General features: G+C 72.6%; 17 protein-coding genes. 8 read left to right on the forward strand and 9 right to left on the reverse strand.

The genetic code is table 11. The features are described 5' to 3' along the window. Nucleotides 1-33 precede the first annotated feature (33 nt). On the reverse strand, nt 34-2,169 hold the full coding sequence (locus ACIRG9_RS22955) for a transglycosylase domain-containing protein (protein WP_402859311.1): 2,136 nt from the start codon (nt 2,167-2,169) through the stop codon (nt 34-36). Nucleotides 2,170-2,300: 131 nt separating this feature from the next. Here ACIRG9_RS22955 and cobC point away from each other — a divergent pair, with 131 nt between their 5' ends. The 3 genes from cobC to cobA are packed head-to-tail and all read left to right on the forward strand — an operon-like array spanning nt 2,301 to nt 5,733. Beyond that, a complete protein-coding gene (gene cobC, locus ACIRG9_RS22960) occupies nt 2,301-3,398 on the forward strand; it encodes an Rv2231c family pyridoxal phosphate-dependent protein CobC (protein WP_402859314.1) in 1,098 nt (365 codons plus the stop codon). Next, complete coding sequence (cobT, locus tag ACIRG9_RS22965) at nt 3,398-4,492, forward strand: nicotinate-nucleotide--dimethylbenzimidazole phosphoribosyltransferase (RefSeq protein ID WP_402859487.1); 1,095 nt, start codon at nt 3,398-3,400, stop codon at nt 4,490-4,492. The genes cobC and cobT overlap by 1 nt, the downstream gene beginning before the upstream one ends. After that, entirely contained in the window at nt 4,489-5,733 is a 1,245-nt protein-coding gene (cobA, locus tag ACIRG9_RS22970) for a uroporphyrinogen-III C-methyltransferase (protein WP_402859317.1), read from the forward strand. The genes cobT and cobA overlap by 4 nt, the downstream gene beginning before the upstream one ends. A 78-nt stretch (nt 5,734-5,811) precedes the next feature. On the opposite strand, the gene otsB is transcribed toward cobA, so the two are convergent. Both otsB and ACIRG9_RS22980 read right to left on the reverse strand, forming a co-directional pair. Continuing rightward, on the reverse strand, nt 5,812-8,412 hold the full coding sequence (otsB, locus tag ACIRG9_RS22975; protein ID WP_402859320.1) for a trehalose-phosphatase: 2,601 nt from the start codon (nt 8,410-8,412) through the stop codon (nt 5,812-5,814). Then, on the reverse strand, nt 8,409-9,809 hold the full coding sequence (locus ACIRG9_RS22980; protein WP_402859323.1) for a trehalose-6-phosphate synthase: 1,401 nt from the start codon (nt 9,807-9,809) through the stop codon (nt 8,409-8,411). Before ACIRG9_RS22980 ends, otsB begins: the two co-directional genes overlap by 4 nt. 317 nt (nt 9,810-10,126) lie before the next feature. Here ACIRG9_RS22980 and ettA point away from each other — a divergent pair, with 317 nt between their 5' ends. The 4 genes from ettA (at nt 10,127) to ACIRG9_RS23000 (ending at nt 13,633) form a co-directional block, all read left to right on the forward strand. Beyond that, nucleotides 10,127-11,803 carry an energy-dependent translational throttle protein EttA gene (ettA, locus tag ACIRG9_RS22985; RefSeq protein ID WP_402859326.1) on the forward strand — a complete coding sequence of 559 codons (1,677 nt, stop codon included), beginning with the start codon at nt 10,127-10,129 and terminating at the stop codon, nt 11,801-11,803. Between the two features lie 14 nt (nt 11,804-11,817). Further along, nucleotides 11,818-12,261: an acyl-CoA thioesterase gene (locus ACIRG9_RS22990; RefSeq protein WP_402859329.1), complete on the forward strand. Its 444-nt coding sequence runs from the start codon at nt 11,818-11,820 to the stop codon at nt 12,259-12,261. After that, nucleotides 12,258-12,917: a hypothetical protein gene (locus tag ACIRG9_RS22995; protein ID WP_402859332.1), complete on the forward strand. Its 660-nt coding sequence runs from the start codon at nt 12,258-12,260 to the stop codon at nt 12,915-12,917. The genes ACIRG9_RS22990 and ACIRG9_RS22995 overlap by 4 nt, the downstream gene beginning before the upstream one ends. 131 nt (nt 12,918-13,048) lie before the next feature. Further along, the gene (locus tag ACIRG9_RS23000) at nt 13,049-13,633 is read left to right on the forward strand and encodes a YbjN domain-containing protein (protein WP_402859335.1); all 585 of its coding nucleotides are present in this window, start codon (nt 13,049-13,051) and stop codon (nt 13,631-13,633) included. Between the two features lie 44 nt (nt 13,634-13,677). Here the strand turns inward: ACIRG9_RS23000 and ACIRG9_RS23005 are convergent, their stop codons facing one another. The 3 genes from ACIRG9_RS23005 to ACIRG9_RS23015 form a co-directional block, all read right to left on the reverse strand. Further along, a complete protein-coding gene (locus tag ACIRG9_RS23005; protein ID WP_402859490.1) occupies nt 13,678-14,067 on the reverse strand; it encodes a globin in 390 nt (129 codons plus the stop codon). A gap of 79 nt (nt 14,068-14,146) precedes the next feature. Then, nucleotides 14,147-15,514, reverse strand: coding sequence for an MFS transporter (locus ACIRG9_RS23010; protein ID WP_402859338.1), 1,368 nt, complete (start codon nt 15,512-15,514; stop codon nt 14,147-14,149). A 253-nt stretch (nt 15,515-15,767) separates the two neighbouring features. Beyond that, nucleotides 15,768-16,799: a mechanosensitive ion channel family protein gene (locus tag ACIRG9_RS23015; RefSeq protein WP_402859493.1), complete on the reverse strand. Its 1,032-nt coding sequence runs from the start codon at nt 16,797-16,799 to the stop codon at nt 15,768-15,770. Between the two features lie 306 nt (nt 16,800-17,105). On the opposite strand from ACIRG9_RS23015, the gene ACIRG9_RS23020 reads away from it, so the two are divergent. Then, the gene (locus ACIRG9_RS23020) at nt 17,106-17,645 is read left to right on the forward strand and encodes an HNH endonuclease (RefSeq protein ID WP_402859341.1); all 540 of its coding nucleotides are present in this window, start codon (nt 17,106-17,108) and stop codon (nt 17,643-17,645) included. A 9-nt stretch (nt 17,646-17,654) separates the two neighbouring features. On the opposite strand, the gene ACIRG9_RS23025 is transcribed toward ACIRG9_RS23020, so the two are convergent. The 3 genes from ACIRG9_RS23025 to ACIRG9_RS23035 form a co-directional block, all read right to left on the reverse strand. Further along, entirely contained in the window at nt 17,655-18,515 is an 861-nt protein-coding gene (locus ACIRG9_RS23025) for a class F sortase (RefSeq protein WP_402859496.1), read from the reverse strand. A gap of 256 nt (nt 18,516-18,771) precedes the next feature. Continuing rightward, nucleotides 18,772-19,236 (reverse strand): hypothetical protein, encoded by a 465-nt coding sequence (locus tag ACIRG9_RS23030; protein ID WP_402859499.1) that lies wholly within the window; start codon nt 19,234-19,236, stop codon nt 18,772-18,774. A gap of 205 nt (nt 19,237-19,441) precedes the next feature. Further along, entirely contained in the window at nt 19,442-19,912 is a 471-nt protein-coding gene (locus tag ACIRG9_RS23035; protein WP_402859344.1) for an Lrp/AsnC family transcriptional regulator, read from the reverse strand. Nucleotides 19,913-19,970 lie beyond the last annotated feature (58 nt).

The following is a 19,970-nucleotide window of genomic DNA, read 5'->3' on the forward strand; positions in this document are numbered from 1 at the left end:
CCCGGGCGCACCCCCGGGTGGCCGTGCGACAGCTCAGCCGACGATCTGGTCGGACGGTGGGGTGAACTGGCGGACCGGCTGGTTCTTCAGGGCGTCGCGCAGGGTGTTCGCCACCGCGCCGACCGGCACCTCGGACATGCCGTCACCCACCGCGTTGAACGGGTTGTCCGGGTCGGCGACGAAGCTCGCCGCCGCCAGCTCCGGGGTGTAGCCGACGAACCAGGCGGACCGGGTGCTGTCGGTGGTACCCGTCTTGCCGGCGACCGGGCGGCCGACCGTGCCCCGGACGCTGTCCGCGGTGGACCAGCCGCCGCAGCCGCCCTTGGCCGGGCTGTCGCCGGTCGGGCAGCGGGCGGCGTCGGTGGCGGCCCGGGCCGCGTCCGCGCTGACCACCTGCCGGCAGCGCGGCTTGGCGACCTCGCGCTCCACCCCGCCGGGCGTCCTGTACATGGCCGGCGTGCCGTCCCGGTCCAGGATCGAGAGCACCGGGATCGCCTCGCAGTACCGGCCGTCGGCGGCGACCGCCGCGTACGCGTTGGCCATCTCCAGCGGCGTGGCGTCGGAGACGCCCAGGGTGAACGCGCCCCACTTGTTGGCCTGGCCCGGTGCGGCGTGGTCGCGGTCCACGTCGGTACGCCAGCGCAGCCCGAGCTGTTCGGCCAGGCGGACCCCCTTCTCCGCGCCGATCTTCTCCTCCAACTGGACGAAGAAGGTGTTGACCGACTTGCCGAAGCCGGACCACATGGTCTGCACGCCGGTCATCGCCCCGCTGGCGTTGACCGGGGCCCACCCGTCATAGATGGACGACTGGTACCTGAACGGCGAGTTGATGGTGTCGGAGAGCTTCGTCCCGGAGTTGAGCGCGGCGAGCATCGTGAACATCTTGAACGTCGATCCGGCCTGGTAGCCGGGGAGCGTGCCCCCGCCGAGCAGTGGCGCGACCGTGTTCGGGTAGTTCGCCTTGATGTTCGGGCCGGCCTCCGGGTTGGAGCTGTTCGGGTTCTCACTCAGGTCGAGCGAGTAGGTCCGGTTCACCGCCATCGCCTTGATCCGTCCGGTGCCCGGCTCGGCGACCACGATGCCGTTGGCGAACGGGCTGCCCGTGGCGTCCTTGGCGCCCACGTTCTTCTCCGCCGCCTCCTGGATCTTCGGGTCGAGGGCGAGCACGATGTGGTAGCCGCCGCGGCGCAGCTTGTCCATCCGTTCCAGCCGGTTCTCCCCGAACGCGGGCTGGGTGCTCCACCAGTTCTTCAGGTAGTCGCAGTAGAAGCCCCAGGTCGCCTTGTACTTGTCCAGCATCGAGGCGCAGTCGTTCGGCGGATTGGTCAACTTCAGCTGGATCGGCTCGGCCTTGGCCTTCGTGACGGCGTCCGGCGACATGTAGCCGAGCCGGGACATGTTGTCGAGCACGTAGTTGCGCCGGGCGGTGGCGTCCTTCTGGTCGGAGGTGATCGGGTCGTACTCCGACGGGGACTTCACCAGGCCGGCCAGGGTGGCCGCCTCGGCCGGGGTGAGGGTGGCCGGGGTCTTGGAGAAGAAGATCTGCGCGGCTGCGTAGATCCCGTACGCCCGGTGGCCGAAGTAGGCCGAGTTCAGGTAGCGCTCCAGGATCTGTTCCTTGCTGAGTTCCTTCTCGATGTCCAGCGCCATGCGCATCTCCTTGACCTTGCGCAGGCTGGTCTGCTGGGTGGCCTCCTGGACCTCCTTTGGCGTGCTCGCGCTGTCCCGCAGGGCCATCCGGACGTACTGCATGGTCAGCGTGGAGGCGCCCTGGGAGACGCCGCCGGAGCGGGAGTTGGCCACGAAGGCCCGGGCCACGCCCTTCGGGTCGACGCCGTGGTGCTGGTAGAAGCGGTTGTCCTCGGCGGCGACGATCGCCTGTTGGATGTTCGGGGACATGTCCTCGATCTTGGTGTACTTCCGGTACTCCTCGTAGAACATCGTCAGCACGGTCTTGCCGTCCGGCGCGTAGAGGTACGAGGTCTCGGCGGGTAGCGCGGTCTTGAGGATGCTCGTCTTCTGCTCAACGGCGTGTGCGGTGGCCTTGGCGCCGACGCCGGTGAGGGCGGCCAGTGGATACATCGCGGCGGCGACCACGATGCCGGCGATCAGTCCGGCGCGGAGGAGGGGAACGACACGACCAGCAGAGGCAATGGGTCGATTGCTCACGAGGTCAAGCTATGACATTTCCGATTCGGAAATGAGAAGAATTCATAAACGGGCGATCCGAGTGAGGTGGTGACGCGACCCACGCCGGGATCCGCTGTCCCCGGCGGCGGCTTCCCGGCAGGATCGCGGACATGCGTGCTGAGCTGACCGGGCGTCCGGCCACGACCGGGGAACCGGCCGATGCCGACTTCGACCTCGGACACCACGGGGACGCCGAGGCGACCCCGGGGCTGGTCGACCTGGCGGTCAACGTGCGCCGCGCCCCGATGCCCGACTGGCTCGCCGACCCGCTGACCGCGGCCCTGGGCGACCTCGCCGCATACCCGGATCCCGGCCCGGCCCGGTCCGCCGTGGCCGCCCGGCACCGGCGTCCCCCGGAGGAGGCGCTGCTCACCGCCGGCGCGGCCGAGGGCTTCGTGCTGATCGCCCGGGCCCTGCGGGACTCCCGGCGGCCGGTGGTGGTGCACCCGCAGTTCACCGAGCCGGAGGCCGCCCTGCGGGCCGCCGGGCACGCCGTCGACCGGGTACTGCTCGACCCGGCCGACGACTTTCGGCTCGACCCGGCCCGGGTGCCCGCCGACGCCGACCTGGTGCTGGTCGGCAACCCCACCAACCCCACCTCCGTGCTGCACCCGGCCGAGGCGCTCGCCGCGCTGGCCCGCCCCGGACGCGTGCTCGTGGTCGACGAGGCGTTCGCCGACACCACCGCCGCCCCCGGCGTCGACGGCGAGCCGGAATCCCTGGCGGCCCGCCGCGACCTGCCCGGCCTCCTGGTGGTCCGCAGCCTCACCAAGACCTGGGGGCTGGCCGGGCTGCGGGTCGGCTACCTGCTCGGCGAGGCGCCGCTGCTCGACCGGCTCGCCGCCGCCCAGCCGCTGTGGGCGGTCTCCACCCCGGCGCTCGCCGCCGCGACCGCCTGCGCGTCCCCGGTCGCCGTCGCCGCCGAGCGCGCCATCGCCGCCCGGCTCACCGCCGACCGCGAGCACCTGGTGGCCCGCCTCTCCGGCCTGCCCGGCGTACGCGTGGTCGGTCGTCCGGCCAGCGCGTTCGTGCTGGTCCACCGGCCCGGTGCCGCCGCCGTGCGTAAGCGGCTGCGCGAGCGCGGCTGGGCGGTACGCCGGGGCGACACCTTCCCCGGGCTCGGCCCGGACTGGCTGCGGATCGCGGTGCGCGATCCGGCGACGAGCGACGCGTTCGTCAACGTGTTGGCGGAGACCCTGGAGGCATGATGCTTGAGTCCACAGTCGCGGCGATCCGGCCGTTGGCCGAGGCCGCGATGGCGGCGGCCCGCGACCTCCAGGGCCGGTTGACCAAGCCCGCCGGTTCCCTGGGCGCCCTGGAACCCCTCTCCGTACGCCTCGCCGGGCTGGCCGGGTCCTGCCCCCCGCCGCTGCCCGAGCCGGCCGCGGTGGCCGTCTTCGCCGGCGACCACGGCGTGTACGCCCAGGGCGTCACCCCCTGGCCGCAGGAGGTCACCGCCCAGATGATCGGCAACTTCCTGACCGGCGGTGCGGTGGTCAACGCGTTCGCCCGGCAGGCCGGCGCCTCGGTCACCGTGGTCGACGTCGGCGTGGCCACCCCGCTCCCGGTCGACCCGGCGGCCGCCAGCGGCCCGGCGCTCCCCGTCGGCCCGGCCGGCCCACGGCTGGTCGCGGCGAACGTGCGGGCCGGTACGCGGGACATGACGGTCACCGCCGCGCTCACCCGGGACGAGGCCCGGGCGGCGGTGGAGACCGGCATCCGGATCGCCGGCGAACTGGTCGACGGCGGGGCGGGCATCCTGCTGACCGGTGACATGGGCATCGGCAACACCACCCCGGCAGCCGCGCTGGTCGCCGCGTTCACCGGGGTCGACCCGGCCGAGGCGACCGGGCGGGGCACCGGGGTGGACGACGAGACGTACCGGCGGAAGGTCGCCGTGGTGCGGGCCGCGCTCGACCGGCACGCGCCCGACCCGGCCGATCCGCTCGGCGTACTGGCCGCGGTCGGTGGGCTGGAGCACGCCGCGCTGGCCGGGCTGATCCTGGGCGCCGCCGCCCGCCGGGTGCCGGTGCTGCTGGACGGGGTGATCGCGGTCAGCGGCGCGCTGGCCGCCGCCGCGTTCGCGCCAGACGCGGTCGGGGCGATGGTCGCCGGGCACCGCTCCGCCGAGCCGGGCGCCACCGCGGCGCTGCGGCATCTCGGCCTCGACCCGCTGATCGACCTCGGCCTGCGCCTCGGCGAGGGGACCGGCGCCCTGCTCGCCCTCCCGGTCGTCACCGGCGCGGTCCGGGTGCTGCACGAGGTGGCCACCTTCGACTCGGCGGGAGTGGCCGAGAAGTGACCGATGCGACGAGCCCCGGGAACCCGTACCCCCTCGGGCTCCGGCTGGCCGGCCGGCGGGTGGTCGTGGTGGGCGGGGGAGCGGTGGCCACCCGCCGGGTGCCGGCGCTGCTCGACGCCGGGGCGGACGTCCTGCTGGTCGCGCCGGAGTTGACCCCGGCGCTGCGGGCCCACGCTGACGCCGGTCGGCTGCGCTGGGAGCCGCGTCGCTTCGTCCCCGCCGATCTGGACGGTGCCTGGCTGGTACAGGTGGCCGTCGACGACCGGGCCGCCGCGGCCGGGGTCAGCGCCGCCGCCGCCGAGCGCCGGATCTTCTGCGTACGCGCCGACGACCGGGTGGCGGCCACCGCGTGGACCCCGGCGGTCACCCGGCACGGCCCGGTCACCGTCGCCGTGCTCGGCGGCGGCGACCCCCGCCGCGCGATGACCGTCCGCGACGCCGTCCGCGACCTGCTGAGCGCAAGGACGGGCACCCTGTCAACGCCTTCGGTGGAGCAGGGGCCCCGTGTTGACACCCCCGGACGGGTGGCGCTGGTCGGGGCGGGGCCGGGCGACCCGGAGCTGATCACCGTACGCGGCTGGCGGCTGCTCACCGAGGCCGACGTGGTGGTCGCCGACCGCCTCGTCCCCGGGCTGCTCCTCGACGAGCTGCGCCCCGACGTCGAGCTGGTGGACGCCTCGAAGATCCCCTACGGGCCGTCCCGCACGCAGGAGGAGATCAACCGGATCCTGGTGGACCGGGCCCTGGCCGGCCGGTCCGTGGTCCGGCTCAAGGGCGGTGACCCGTACGTCTTCGGCCGGGGCGGGGAGGAGTTGCTGGCCTGCGCCCAGGCGGGCGTGCCGGTGACCGTGGTGCCCGGGGTGACGAGCGCGATCGCCGTACCCGCGGTGGCCGGCGTGCCGGTCACCCATCGGGCGGTGGCGCACGAGTTCACGGTGGTCTCCGGGCACGTCGCGCCGGACTCGCCGACCTCGCTGGTGCGCTGGGAGGCCCTCGCCGGCCTGCGCGGGACCCTGGTGATCCTGATGGGCCTGAAGAACCTCGCCGCGATCAGCGCGACCCTGATCGCGTACGGCAGGCCGGCGCAGACCCCGGCGGCGGTGATCCAGGAGGGCACGACGGCCGCCCAGCGGGTGCTCCGCTCGACCCTGGGCGCGGTGGCCGCCGACGTGGCCGCCGCCGCCCTCCGCCCACCCGCGATCGTCGTGCTCGGCGACGTGGTCAACGCCCTGCACCCCTGACCCGCCACCGGCTGGTTGGTGACAACGAAGGCGGGCCCGGGAGGTGTGGTCCCGGGCCCGCCTTCGTTGCCGTTCAGGTCACTGCTTGAGCATGTTGTCCAGCAGCAGGGCGCAGCGGATGAGCCCCAGGTGGCTGTACGCCTGCGGGTGGTTGCCCAGGCCGCGTTCGGCGAGCGGGTCGTACTGCTCGGGGAGCAGTCCGGTCGGGCCCGCCGTGTCGATCATCTGGGCGAACAGCTCCTCCGCGTCGGTACGCCGGCCGGTGCGCAGGTACGCCTCGACCAGCCACGACGTGCAGATGTGGAAGCCGCCCTCCCGGCCGGGCAGGCCGTCGTCCCAGTGGTACCGGTAGACGACCGGGCCGCTGCGCAGGTCCGCCTCGATCTTGAGCACGGTCGACAGGAAGCGCGGGTCGTCCCCCGGGAGCAGCCCGGACAGGCCGATCCAGAGCGACGAGGCGTCCATGTCCTCGTGCCCGTACGCGACGCTGTACGCCTCGGCCTCGGCGTGCCAGCCGTACTCCAGCACGTTGGCGCCGATCCGGTCGCGCAGCTCCACCCACTCCGGCCGGTCCTCACCGCCGTGCTGCCGCACCACGTGCAGCGCCCGGTCAACCGTCATCCACAGCATCACCTTCGAGTAGACGTGGTGCCGTGGTGGCAGGCGCGCCTCCCAGATGCCGTGGTCGGGCTCGTGCCAGCGGCGGCGGACCGCCTCGACCATGTTCTCCAGCACCCGCCACTCGTCGTCGCGGACCGAGCCGCGCGCGTCCGCCACCGCCGCGATCAGGTCCGCGACCGGGCCGAAGACGTCCAGCTGGAGCTGGTGGTTGGCGAGGTTGCCGACCCGGACCGGCCGGGATCCGGCATAGCCGGGCAGGGTGTCGATGACCGCCTCGGCGCCCAGCTCGTACCCGTCGACGGTGTAGAGCGGGTGGAGCCGCTCCGGGTGCCCGCCGGTGCGCTCGACGACGCCGTCGATCCAGCGCAGCAGCCCCTCCGCCTCCTCGGTCGAGCCGAGGTCGACCAGCGCCCGGGCGGTCATCGCCGCGTCCCGCAGCCAGCAGTAGCGGTAGTCCCAGTTCCGGACGCCGCCCAGCTCCTCGGGGAGCGAGGTGGTCGCCGCGGCGAGGATCGAGCCGGTTGCCTCGTGGCAGAGCCCACGCAGGGTGAGCGCGCTGCGGGTGACCAGGTCGCGGGCGGTGTTGGGCAGGTGCAGCCCGGCCACCCAGTCCCGCCACGGCTGTTCGGCCATGGCCTGCCGCTCGTGGATCGGCACCCGGTGGTGTTCCAGGCTCTGCGTGCCGAAGCGGAGCTCCAGCACCACCTGGCCGCCCGCCGCGGAGAGGTCCACCACGGCCTTCGCCGTCTCGTTCACCCCGTCGCTGGTGACGTCCCACTCGACGCCGGGCGAGTAGAGCGCGATCGGCTCGTTGGAGCCGAGCACCAGCAGGCCGTCGTCGATCGGCTGCAGCTGCACCGCGACCTGGCCGAACTCGGGACGCGGCGCGAAGTCGATCCGGGCCCGGCCGGTGCCGCTGAGCAGCCGGACCAGCGCCGAGTCGCCGGTGACGACCGCCGGCCCGTCCGGGGTGGTCTCCTTCGCCGGCAGGTCCAGCCAGTCGGTGACGGTCAGGCCCGACCAGCGGGTCTCCACCGTCATCGTGCCACTGCGGTAGCGCTGGCCGAGCGGGATGCCGCCGCGCTCGGGGCCGACGGTGAAGTGCCCGGCCGGACTGCCGCCGACCAGGTCGGCGAAGATCGCCGACGCGTCCGGCTTCGGGTGGCAGAGCCAGGTGATCTTCGCTTCCGGGGTGACCAGCGCCACCGTCCGTCCGTTGGCCAGCATCGAGTGCCGCTCGATCGGCACCGCCCGCTCGCCGAACAACCAGTGCCGGCGGGTCTCCAGCAGCAGGCCCAGCGCCCGGGCCGCCTCGATCGGCTCGGCCACCCGGTAGTCGGCCCGGGTTTCCCCCGGGCCGATCTTGATGCCCACGTCCGGGCCCTGCAGGTTGCCGAAGGCGTTCTCGTCGGTGACGTCGTCGCCGATGAAGAGCACGGCGCTCGCCGCGAGCTGGGTCCGGAGCTGGTCGACCGCGGTGCCCTTGTGGGTGGCCACGACCGACAGCTCGAAGACCTCCTTGCCCTGGGTGACGGTCACGTCCGACCAGGTGGCGGGGCCGTTACGGACCGCCTCGATGGCCGAGGCGGCGACCTGCGGGTCGACCCCGCGGGTGTGTACAGCCACGCTGGCCGGCTTGCGTTCCAGGCGGATGCCCGGATGGTCCGCGGCGATCTCGCGCAGCGCGTCGCGCAGCCGGGTGCGCACCGCGATCAGCTCGGGGGAGAGCCGCTCGACGAAGCCGATGTCGAACTCGGAGCCGTGGCTGCCGACGAGATGGACCTCGCTGGGCAGCCGGGAGAGCGCGGCCAGGTCGCGCAGCGCGCGCCCGGAGACCACCGCGACGGTGGTCTGCGGCATCGAGGCCAACGCCCGGATCGCGGCCACCGACTCGGGCAGCGGTACGGCCTTGCTCGGGTCCTCGACGATCGGCGCGAGGGTGCCGTCGTAGTCGCAGGCGACCAGGAGTTGGGGAACCCGGGCGATGCGGCCGATGGCGGCGCGCAGCTCGGGGTCCAGCGGCCCGGCGTGCGGGCCGGCGGTGGCGGTGGGGTTCACGCGGCCTCCGCATCTGGCACGCCGAGTTCGGTCAGGAACGACGTGGCCCAGTGGCCGACGTCGTGGGTACGCAGGTGGCGCTGCATTATCCGCATGCGCCGGCGGGCCTCCGGTCTCTCGACGTGCACGGCGCGCAGCAGCGCGTCCTTGACCGCGTCGGGGTCGTGGGGGTTACACAAAAACGCCTGGCGCAGCTCTGTCGCAGCGCCGGCGAACTCACTGAGCACGAGCGCGCCGCCCTGGTCGGCGCGCGATGCCACGTACTCCTTGGCCACCAGATTCATTCCGTCTCGCAGCGGGGTCACCATCATGACGTCTGCCGCGACGTACATCGCGGCGAGTTCGGAGCGACTGTACGACTGATGCAGATAATGCACTGCCGGCACGCCCACCCGTCCGAATTCGCCGTTAATCCGGCCAACCTCGCGTTCCACCTTCACCCGTAGTGCCTGGTAGTGCTCGACGCGCTCGCGGCTCGGGGTGGCGACCTGCACCATAACCGCGTCGGGAACTGTCAACTTTCCGTCAGCGAGGAGTTCGCGGAAGGCCTTCAGCCGGAGCTCGATGCCCTTGGTGTAGTCGAGTCGGTCGACGCCCAGGATGATCGTCCGAGGGTTGCCCAACTCCTCGCGGATCTCCTTGGCCCGGGCCTGGATCGTCGGGTCGGCGGCCATCCGCTCCATCTCCTTGGTGTCGATGGAGATGGGGAACGCGCCGGCCTTGACACGCCGACCGTCGACCTGGATCATCTGCCCTTCGTAGCGCAGGCCGAGCAGGTGCCGGGCGAGCCGGACGAAGTTCTGCGCCGCCAGCCGCTGCTGGAAACCGACCAGATCGGCGCCGAGCAGGCCGCGCAGGATCTCGGCGCGGAACGGCATCTGCATGAACAGCTCGATCGGCGGGAACGGGATGTGCAGGAAGAACCCGATCCGCAGGTCCGGGCGCAGCTCGCGGAGCATCGCCGGCACCAGCTGGAGCTGGTAGTCCTGCACCCAGACCGTCGCGCCCTCGGCCGCGACGTCCGCCGCGGCCTCCGCGAACCGGGCGTTGACCAGCCGGTACGCCTCGCGCCACCGGCGCTTGTACGCGGGCGTCTCGACCGCGTCGTGGTAGAGCGGCCAGATGGTCGCGTTGGACTGCCCCTCGTAGTAGCGCTCCAGCTCCTCGGCGCTCAGCGGCACCGGGTGCAGGCGGATCCCCTCCAGGTCGAACGGCTCCGGGGCGGCGCCGGTGCCGCCGGCCCAGCCGACCCAGGTGCCCTGGTGTTCGGCGAGGACAGGGTGCAGCGCGGTGACCAGCCCGCCGGGGCTGCGCCGCCACTGCCGTCCCTCGGGTGTGCTCACCTCGTCGACCGGAAGGCGGTTCGCCACTACGACAAAGGAGCTACGGACGGTCACGATCGGCCACCTCCGGGTGCTGACGGGTCCACCGCGATGAGCGTATTGAGCGTAGCTGCGGCGTCTCTTCCCCCGTGCCGGACTTACCTACCCGTCCCCGAACCGCCGAACCGCGATCGTGATCATGATGACATTCCTGTTCCCGGGCGGCTCGTCGGGTACGCCGTGGCGGGGCGATGTGGGCGGAGCGGGGCGTACCTGTCAGGATTGGCGTTGACGTGCGCGTGGCCGGCTCCCGGCCGGCGGCGGCGGGCCGAACCGCAGCCCGCGCCCGCGCCGCACGATGGCGATCACATCCGACGGAGGTAGCCCGCACCGTGGCCCAGTTCATCTACGTCCTGGAAAAGGCGCGCAAGGCGCACGGCGACAAGGTCGTGCTCGACAACGTGACGCTGAACTTCCTGCCGGGGGCCAAGATCGGTGTGGTCGGTCCGAACGGCGCCGGTAAGTCCAGCCTCCTCAAGATCATGGCAGGGTGGGACCAGCCGAGCAACGGCGAGGCCCGGCTGATGCCCGGCTACACCGTCGGCATGCTCGCCCAGGAGCCCCCGCTGAACGACGCCAAGACGGTCCTCGGCAACGTCGAGGAGGCGGTCGCCGAGACCAAGGCCAAGCTGGAGCGGTTCAACAAGATCGCCGAGCAGATGGCCACCGACTACTCCGACGAGCTGATGGAGGAGATGGGCCGGCTCCAGGACGAGCTGGACAACACCGACGCGTGGGACATCGACTCCAAGCTCGAGCTGGCGATGGACGCGCTGCGCTGCCCGCCGCCGGACGCCGACGTCACCATGCTCTCCGGCGGTGAGCGCCGCCGGGTGGCGCTGTGCAAGCTGCTGCTGGAGGCCCCCGACCTGCTGCTGCTCGACGAGCCCACCAACCACCTGGACGCGGAGAGCGTGCAGTGGCTGGAGCAGCACCTGGCCAAGTACGCGGGCACCGTCATCGCGATCACCCACGACCGGTACTTCCTCGACAACGTGGCCAACTGGATCCTGGAGCTGGACCGCGGCCGGACCTACCCGTACGAGGGCAACTACTCCACCTACCTGGAGAAGAAGGCGGCCCGGATGGCCGTCGAGGGGCGCCGCGACGCCAAGATGAAGAAGCGCCTCGACGATGAGCTGGAGTGGGTCCGCTCCAACGCCAAGGCCCGGCAGACCAAGTCCAAGGCCAGGCTCGACCGCTACGAGGAGATGGCCACCGCGGCGGAGCAGACTCGCAAGCTGGACTTCGAGGAGATCCAGATCCCGCCGGGCCCGCGCCTGGGCAACACGGTCATCGAGGCCGGCAAGCTCACCAAGGCCTTCGGCGACCGGGTGCTGATCGACGATCTCAGCTTCTCGCTGCCGCGTAACGGCATCGTCGGCGTGATCGGCCCGAACGGGGTCGGCAAGACCACGCTGTTCAAGACCATCGTCGGGCTGGAGGAGCCGTCCACCGGCTTGGTGAAGGTCGGCGAGACCGTCTCGCTGTCGTACGTCGACCAGAGCCGGGCGGGTCTGGCCGGCGACAAGACGGTGTGGGAGACCGTCTCCGACGGGCTGGACCACCTGATGGTGGGCAAGGTGGAGATGCCGTCCCGGGCGTACATCGCCGCGTTCGGCTTCAAGGGGCCGGACCAGCAGAAGCCGACCAAGGTGCTCTCCGGTGGCGAGCGGAACCGGCTCAACCTGGCGCTGACCCTGAAGATCGGCGGCAACGTCATCCTGCTCGACGAGCCGACCAACGACCTGGACGTGGAGACCCTCGGCAGCCTGGAGAACGCGCTGCTGGAGTTCCCCGGCTGCGCCGTGGTCATCTCCCACGACCGGATGTTCCTGGACCGGGTCGCCACGCACATCCTGGCCTGGGAGGGCGACGACCAGAACCCGGCGAAGTGGTTCTGGTTCGAGGGCAACTTCGAGGCGTACGAGAAGAACAAGATCGACCGGCTCGGCGCCGAGGCGGCCCGTCCGCACCGGGTGACGTACCGCAAGCTCACCCGCGACTGACCGGGTGCTGATCCTTGTCTGATCGGTTTGTCTACCACTGCACGCTGCGCTGGTCCGACCTGGACGCGTACGGGCACGTCAACAACTCGCGCTTCCTCACGCTCTACGAGGAGGCGCGAGTGGCGTTGATGTTCAGCGGTGGCCGGGCGTGGGGAGTGGGCTCGTTCGCCGACGGGGTGGTCATCCGCCGGCACGAGGTCGACTACCTGCGCCCGGTCGACTACGCGCAGGGCCGAGCGACCGCGGAGGCGGCGCCCACCGTCCGGATCGAGCTCTGGGTGGAGGAGTTGCGGGCCGCCTCGTTCACCGTCGCCTACGAGCTCTACGACGGCGAGGTGCTCGCCAGCCGGGCCCGCTCCGTACTGGTCCCGTTCGACCTGGCCGCGCAGCGGCCCCGTCGGGTCACCGAGGAGGAACGCGCCTTCCTGCTCCGGTACGCGCCGGGGCTGCCGGCATGACCGCCGGGCACGGGCTGGACGGGGTGGCCGACGCGGGAGCCTTCCTGGCCCGGCTGGTCCGGCTGGATCCGGCCGCCCTGGTCCGGCTCAGGCCGGTCCCGGCGGCGGGGCGTACGGCCCTCTGGGCCCGGCTGCCGTGGGGCGTCCTGGTGGCCCGCACGGTCACCGGGGCGGCCCCGGGTGACATCACCGTCGCCGCCGGCGAACTGCTGGCCGAGCTGACGGCGGGCGGGGCCGCGCTGCCCCGGCGCCGAGACGACGGGTGGCGTTGGCCGCTGCCGGCGCCGGCCAGCCAGGCGGTGGAGCTGCTGCCCGCCGGGGAGGTGCGCCGGATCGCCGCGGCGGCGGCCGGGACGCTGCGCGAGGCGGCCGCGCACGGTGTGGCGGGCCGAGCGGTGGGGCAACGCGCGCTGCGGGACGCGTTGCTGGACCACGTCGCGGTCGTGGTCACCCCGGACGCGGCACCGGAGATGCCGGTGGAGGTGCCGCAACGGCTGGTCCAGGGTCTGGTCCGGATGGGCTTCCTCGGAGCGGGCGACGTTCAGGTGCGTGTCGCTGGCCGATGGGTCGGACTGGTTGGACCGTATGGAGCGGCCTGGTCGCGGAAGGTTGCCGAACTCGGCCTGACGCCGGTCATCGCTCATCCGAACGGCTGACCCCTAATCATCCTTCCGGTCTGGGGCGGTCGTTGGGGGGATGCCTCAGCCCGGCTGTCCGGGTACCGTCCATCCTCGGATCCAACGCACTGTAGGCAAGTGGATCCGCTGGGGAGTGAGGTGCGCGAGCGATGCCGTGGTGGTCATGGCGCCCAGGTTCCGCCGGTGGCGGCGACCCGGAAACTCGAAGCGGGATCACAGTGGAGGAAACCGTCCAGGTCGGACCACCGGCCCCCCGTCAACCGGAAGACGACGCTCCGGCCGCCGAACGGTCCGTGATCGCGGACATGCCGGCCACCGTCGCCCCGGTCACCCTCGGCCGGGTCTGTGAGGCGCTCGACCTGCTCGACGTGCGCTATCTGGCCGACGGCGGCGGCAACCTGCTGGCGATGTGGGAGCGGCACGCGGTGCTGGTCGCCCTGGAGGGCCCGGATGACGAGATCCTGGTGATGCGGGCCCGTCCACACGCGACGGTGCCGCCGGACTGGGCCGACCGGGCCTACCGGGTGGTCAACGAGTGGAACCACACCCGCCGGTTCTGCAAGGCGTACATCGGCGATCCGACCGAGCGGGGCCAGCTCCCGATCTACGCGGAACTCCAGGTTCCGCTTGGCGCCGGGACCCACGACGCGCTGCTGGTCGAGATGCTCGACTGCGGTGCGGCGGTGGCCACCACCTTCGTGGACTGGCTGCACGACGAGGGTGCCCTGCTCTGATCGCGTCGGCCGGGGCCCCGGCCCGGACCGGGTGGTCGGGGCCGTCAGGCCCCGGCGGCCGGGTCCTCCACAACGTTGACCATGAAGTACGCGGCCCGCTCCAGGTAGTTCCACAGCTCGGCGGCGATCTCCGGCGGCAGGTCCAGCCGGTCCACGGCCCGGCGCATGTGGTGCAGCCAGGCGTCCCGCTCGGCCGCGCCGATCCGGAACGGGGCGTGCCGCATCCGAAGCCGCGGGTGGCCGCGCTGCTCGGAGTAGGTGCGCGGGCCGCCCCAGTACTGGATGAGGAAGAGGGCGAGCCGGTCGGCGGCCGGGCCCAGATCCTCCTCCGGGTACATCGGCCGCAGCAGCGGGTCGGTGGCGACGCCGGCGTAGAACTCGTCCACCAGCTTACGGAAGGCGGGTTCGCCGCCGATCGCCTCGAAGAGGATCATCGACTCGCCTGAGGAAGTCACCACGCCATCCTGCCAGGCGTGGCCGGGGGCCGGCCGCCGGCCACCGTTCGGCAGCGAGTCAGGTCACCGTCTGGCGGTGCCGGCTCGACTCGCCGCCCACGGCGGAGGTGCCGGCCCGGGCCGGGGACTGCTGGTTCCCGCCGGCACCGGCCGTCTCGGCCGAGGCCCCCTCGATGGCAGCCGTCACCGTCTCCGCGCGCGGCCACGTGGTGGCCGCCATCAGCATCAGGACCACTCCGGCGGCGCTCCACACGCCCACCACCACGGGGATGGCGAACCGCTCGGCGAGCGCCCCGGTGGCCAGCACCGCCGCACCCTGGATGATCTGTGTACCGCTGGCCATCACGCCGAACGCCCGGGCCCGGTAGCCGTCGGGCAGGGCGCGGACGAAGAGACCGTTGGCCACCGGCAGCAACCCGCCCACCGCGAATCCGCAGGCGGCCGCCAGGAGCGCCACCACGAGCGGCGGCGGGTCGAGCAGCGCGGGAATCAGCACCGCCGGGGCGAGCACCGCCAGTGGCCGGATCAGCGCCAGCCGGCGGGCCGGGGCGACGAGCCGACCGATCAGCAGGCCACCGAGGATGTAGCCGACCGGGTTGGCGGCCATGATGACCGCCTGGGCGGTGCCGGTGTCCAGGCCTCCGCTCCGCTCGGCGGCCCACGCCGCGGCGAGACCCTCCGGCACGATCGAGAAGACCATCGCGCTGAACACCAGCACGGCGATGGCCCGCAGGACCGGCCAACCGAAGACGATCCGGAAGCCCTGGGCGGTCTCGCGCAGCAGGTGACTGCGGTGGGCGGCGGTCATCGTGGGCGGCCGGTCGCGGAGCCCGAACTGGACCAGCACCGCCGACACCGCAAAGGTGGCCGCGTTGATCAGCAGCGCGGCGGCGGGGCTGGTCGCGGCGATGGAGGCGCCGACCAGGTAACCCACGATCTGGGCCGCCTGGCCACTGCTCGTGTTGATCGACAGGCCCACCACCAGCCGGTCGCCGGCGAGGATGTGCGGCATCAGCGCGGACCGGGCGGCCTGGCTCGGCGGGTTGGCCAGCGTGGCGGCGAAGATCAGGGCGAGGATGGCCCAGGGGGGTGTCCCGGGGATGGCCACCAGCAGCATCATCGCCATGCGGAGCAGGTCACAGGCGACCATCACCTGCCGGTACCGGTGCCGTTCGGCGAGCGCGGAGAGCAGCGGGCCGCCGAGCAGCCAGGGCAGGTAGCTGGCCGCGAACGCGGTGGCGGAGAGCGCCACCGACTGGGTCTCCCGGTAGACCAGGACGGTGACCGCGGCCTTGGCGATGTAGTCGCCGATCCAGGACAGGGCGTTGGCCGTGAAGAGGGCGCGGAACTCCGCCTGGCTGAAGACATCGCGAAAGGTGGCCGGGCCCTCCTGGGCGGGTCGCTCGTCGGACACCGTCGCCTCCATCGTCCCCGGGGCCCGACCACTCGTCGCGGCCCGACCGGGAACCGTCGTCAGATCGGGATCAGCGAGGACAAGAGCACGCTCCCACGGGGAGCGTGCTCACCGGATTCTGCCCGATCGTCCGCCAACTGGCTAGGGTGAACGAATTGATCGTCGCATCTCCGACTGAACGAACGGACGATACCCGAGGGGTCGGCTGGCGCGCGACCCCCGAAATCGTCCCCCCGACTCGGACCGGTGGGCCGGGTCGCCCGACTCAGGTTGGCCCCCCGGCACCCGTCTCGCCCGGGCCGGAGGTCGCCACCCCCGGATAGAGCCGGGCCGCCGCGATCTGGGCGGTGATGCCGGAGTTCTCCAGCGCCTCCGCCAGCCGGCGGCGCAACTCCCGGCCGACCGCGAACTGCCCGTCCGCGGTCGTCTTGACCACCGTACGGATCACCGCGCCGTCCACCGTGATCTGTTCGACACCGAGCACCTCCGGCTCCTCGACGATCTCGGACGCCAGCTCGGGATCCACCGCCACCGAGGCCGCCGCCGTACGCAGCACCGCGGTGGCCTCCTCGGTGCTGGCGAAGCCGATCGGCAGGTCAAGCACCACCAGGGCCCAGCCCTGGCTCTTGTTGCCGACCCGGACGATCTCGCCGTTACGGATGTACCAGAGCACCCCGCGGCCGTCGCGGATGGTGGTGACCCGCAGGCCCACCGCCTCCACCACACCGGTCGCCTGGCCCAGGTCGACGTTGTCGCCGACGCCGTACTGGTCCTCGATCAGCATGAACAGGCCGGCGATCAGGTCCTTGACCAGGCTCTGCGCGCCGAAGCCGAGGGCCACGCCGGCGATGCCCGCGCTGGCCAGCAGCGGGGCCAGATCGAAGCTGAACTCCTTCAGCACCATCAGCAGCGCGATGCCGAAGATGAACGCGGTGACCATGCTGCGCAGCACGGACCCGATCGCCTCGGCGCGCTGGCGCCGGCGCTCCGGCACGAACTGCTCCGGGTCCACCGTGGCGCTGGGGATCCGCTCCCGCAGCGGCTTGAGCAGGGTCGGCATCGCGCCGTGGGTGGTGGTCCGGACCAGCCGGTTGATCGTCCGGTGCAGCGCCCAGCGAGCGGCGAAGGCCAGCAACAGGATCAGGATGACCCGCAGCGGCTTCAGCACGATCCAGTAGCTGCCCTCGGCGAACCACGCCGAGTGGGTCAGGTCGAAGACGTTCTTGCACCACGGGTCGGCCTGGCACTCGGGCGAGGGCGGGTCGACGGCGGTCGCGGCGGTCAGGGCGCGGAGCATCAGGTGGGCGGCACTCACCCTGCTTTCGTACCGCAAGGCCGCCGGCTGCCGGGTGCTACCCCCACCTGATGACGGCGCGGGTCGCCGGGCAGCCGACCATCCGGGGCGGAACCGGTCATCGTGGCACACCCGGAAACCCTTCCCGAGGGTACCCCGGATTAGTACGTGCAATCCGAGGCCCGATCAGGGACTATTGGCGCAACGGACGTCGGTGGACCGGCCGGTGCCGGTGCGGTTCCCTGCTGCCCGCGGGGCATGCCCCGGCGAGGCAGCGGCGGAAACGGCTGGACCGGGAGGGTGAGCACGATGCCTGACATACGACCCACGGTGGGCTCCGGTGCACTGGTTCTCAACGCCACCTACGAGCCGCTGTGTGTCGTGTCGGTGCGTCGCGCCGCGATTCTTGTTCTGGCTGCCAAGGCCGTCTGCGTCGCCGACGGCGACGGCATCCTGCACAGCGCCCGCAACGCGCTCCCGATCCCCTCGGTGGTCCGGCTCACCCGCTACGTCCGGGTCCCCTACCGCGCCCACGTCGGGCTCTCCCGTCGAGCGGTCTTCGCCCGGGACGGCTGGCGCTGCGCCTACTGCCGGGGGCCGGCGGAGACCATCGACCACGTCTTCCCCCGCAGCCGGGGTGGCCGGCACGACTGGGACAACGTGGTCGCCGCGTGCGCCCGCTGCAACCACACCAAAGGCGACAAGACCCCGGCCGAGCTGGGCTGGCCCATGTACAGCCTGCCCGCCGCACCGAAAGGGACAGCGTGGCGCGTGCTCGGCCACCGCGCGCCGGATCCACGCTGGGCGGACTGGCTGGACCTGCGCGAGCCGGAGCCCGAGGCCGCCTGAGGCCTGGACTCACGGGCCGCGGGAGTCGACCAGCGACGCGTAGACCACCAGATTGTCGGCGTAGCCGGTGGCACCGCCCACCCATTGGCCCCCGCAGGTGATCAGGCGCAGGTTCGGCCGGCTGAAGTCGCCGAAGATCTCGTCCGCCGGCAGCCGCTCCTTGTCGTACCGCTCCACCGAGGTGACCTCGAAGACGGCGACCGAGTGGTCCTCGCGGGTCACCTCGACCCGGTCGCCGTCGCGCAGCTTCTTCAGGTCGTGGAACACGGCGGGTCCGGTCGTGGTGTCGACGTGCCCGACGATCACCGCCGGCCCGTTCTGCCCGGGGGTCGGCCCCTGGTCGTACCAGCCGGCCTCGCCGGCCTTCTCGATGTCGGGTACGGCGATGGTGCCGTCCCGGGCGAGGCCGACCCGGTGCACCGGCGCCCGCAGGTCGAGCTTGCTGATCGTGAGGTCCGTCGGCGGGCTCGCCGGCAGCACCGGGAACCCCTTCGGCGGCGGCCGTATCCCGGCGAAGAGCCGGTCGGGCAGTACGGTCACGCCGGTCACCCGTTCGACGCCGAGCATCGTCATGATCAGCAGCATCAGCGTGGCGATCACCACCACCGGCACACCCGGACCACGCCGGACGGCGTACCGCCCGCGGGCGGCGTTCCGGGTGGGCCGCACCGGCACCGGGCGGGCCGGGGAGCCGGTGGTGGCGACGCTCGCCGTGGAGGCGTGGCCGACGGCGCGAACGAGCCGGCGGGACGCCCGGGCCGCCAGCCGGAGCGCCGTCCGGAGTCCGGTCCGGCCACCCGGGGACCCCGGGCCGCCGTGCCGCTTCGCGGCGGGGTCCGCGGACCCGTGCCGGGGGCCGTCGCGGCGGATCCGGGCGGTACGGCCGTCGTCGCGGCCCGGCCGGTGGCCGTCGCCGTGGATCCGGGTGGTCGGGCCGTCGTCACGGTTCACCGCGGTCCGGCCGCCGTCGCCGTGGACGCGGCTGGCGCGGCCGTCGTCGCGGTTCGCGGCGCTCCCACGGTCCGGCCGGTGGCCGTCACCGTGGATCCGGGTGGTCCGGCCGCCGGCGCGGTGGTCCGGCTGGCGGCCGGCTCGGGTCGGTCCGCGGGCCATGGGTCGTACCTCGTCAGACGCGCGGCCCGGTCTTGCGGCGGGCACCGACGCCGGCCACCACCGCCACCGCGACCAGGCCGCCGACCAGCAGCAGGGAGCCCGTGCCCCGACCGCCCGCGGTGCCGCCACCGCCGGTGGCCGGGCCCTTGCTCGGCTGTGCCATGTTCAGCACGGTGAGCACCGTCGACGCGGTGTTCCCGTTCGAGCAGCGCAGGTCGACCGGGAAGTCACCGGCCTGCTTGTCGCCGGGGATCGTCACCGTCCCGGTGAGGAAGCCGTTGTCCGGACGGAGCATCACCCGCCCGAAGGCGTCCGAGTTCACCTCGGCCTGCCGGTTGTTCGCGTTGTCGCAACTGGCCCGGATGTTCACCCGGGTGCCCGCCTGCGCGGGATTCGGCGTGACCTCGACGAAGACGTTCTCCCCGGCTCGGGCCGGGGTTACCGTGATCAGGACGAACATCGCGACCAGTCCGAGCACGCTCAGGACGGCTGACAGGGCGCGGTGTGACACGAGCCCTCGCATGATTCCCCCCTCCCGGCGCGGTGCGCCGGAATCCTGCTGACGGGCAGCACGCCCTGCTTTCCCCCTCCCCTCCCCACAAACCCGGACGCCCCCGGGACGCGGTTGTTAACAGGGGGCCGTGCTCTGCGTGAGGCGTTAACCGGGGGCCCTTCCCAACGGCTCAGCGGCGGCGGGCGGGCGGGGTGCGGCCGGCGGACGGGAGCGGGGTGATCGGGTGCCACTCCAGCGGGGTGGAGAGGACCATCGTGCTGGAGGGCTGGCCGTACGGGGCGAGGCGGTCGATGACGCCCTCGAACTCGTCGATCGAGCCCGCCGCCACCTTCAGCATGCTGCACGCGTCCCCGGTGATCCGGTGGATCTCCATGATCTCCGGCCAGCCCGCCACCGCCGGGTCGTTGAGGATGCAGCGCGACCCGTAGCAGGACATCCGGATCATCGCGACCACGGTCCGCCCCGCGCGGGTCAGGTCCACGTGCGCGTGGTAGCCGGTGATCACGCCGGACTCCTCCAGCCGGCGGACCCGCTCGGCCACCGCCGGCGGCGACAGGTGCACCCGGCGGGACAGCTCGCTGAACGAGAGCCGGGCGTCCGCCTGGAGTTCGCGCAGCAGCGCCCAGTCCATGTCGTCCACTGCGTGAACCTTTCATTCGTGAACCCATCGGCCCGGCGGCCTTCCAGCCGGCAGGTCG

Origin of the sequence: Micromonospora sp. NPDC093277 (assembly GCF_044765245.1) — a bacterium.
In the GTDB taxonomy this organism is placed as follows: domain Bacteria; phylum Actinomycetota; class Actinomycetes; order Mycobacteriales; family Micromonosporaceae; genus Micromonospora.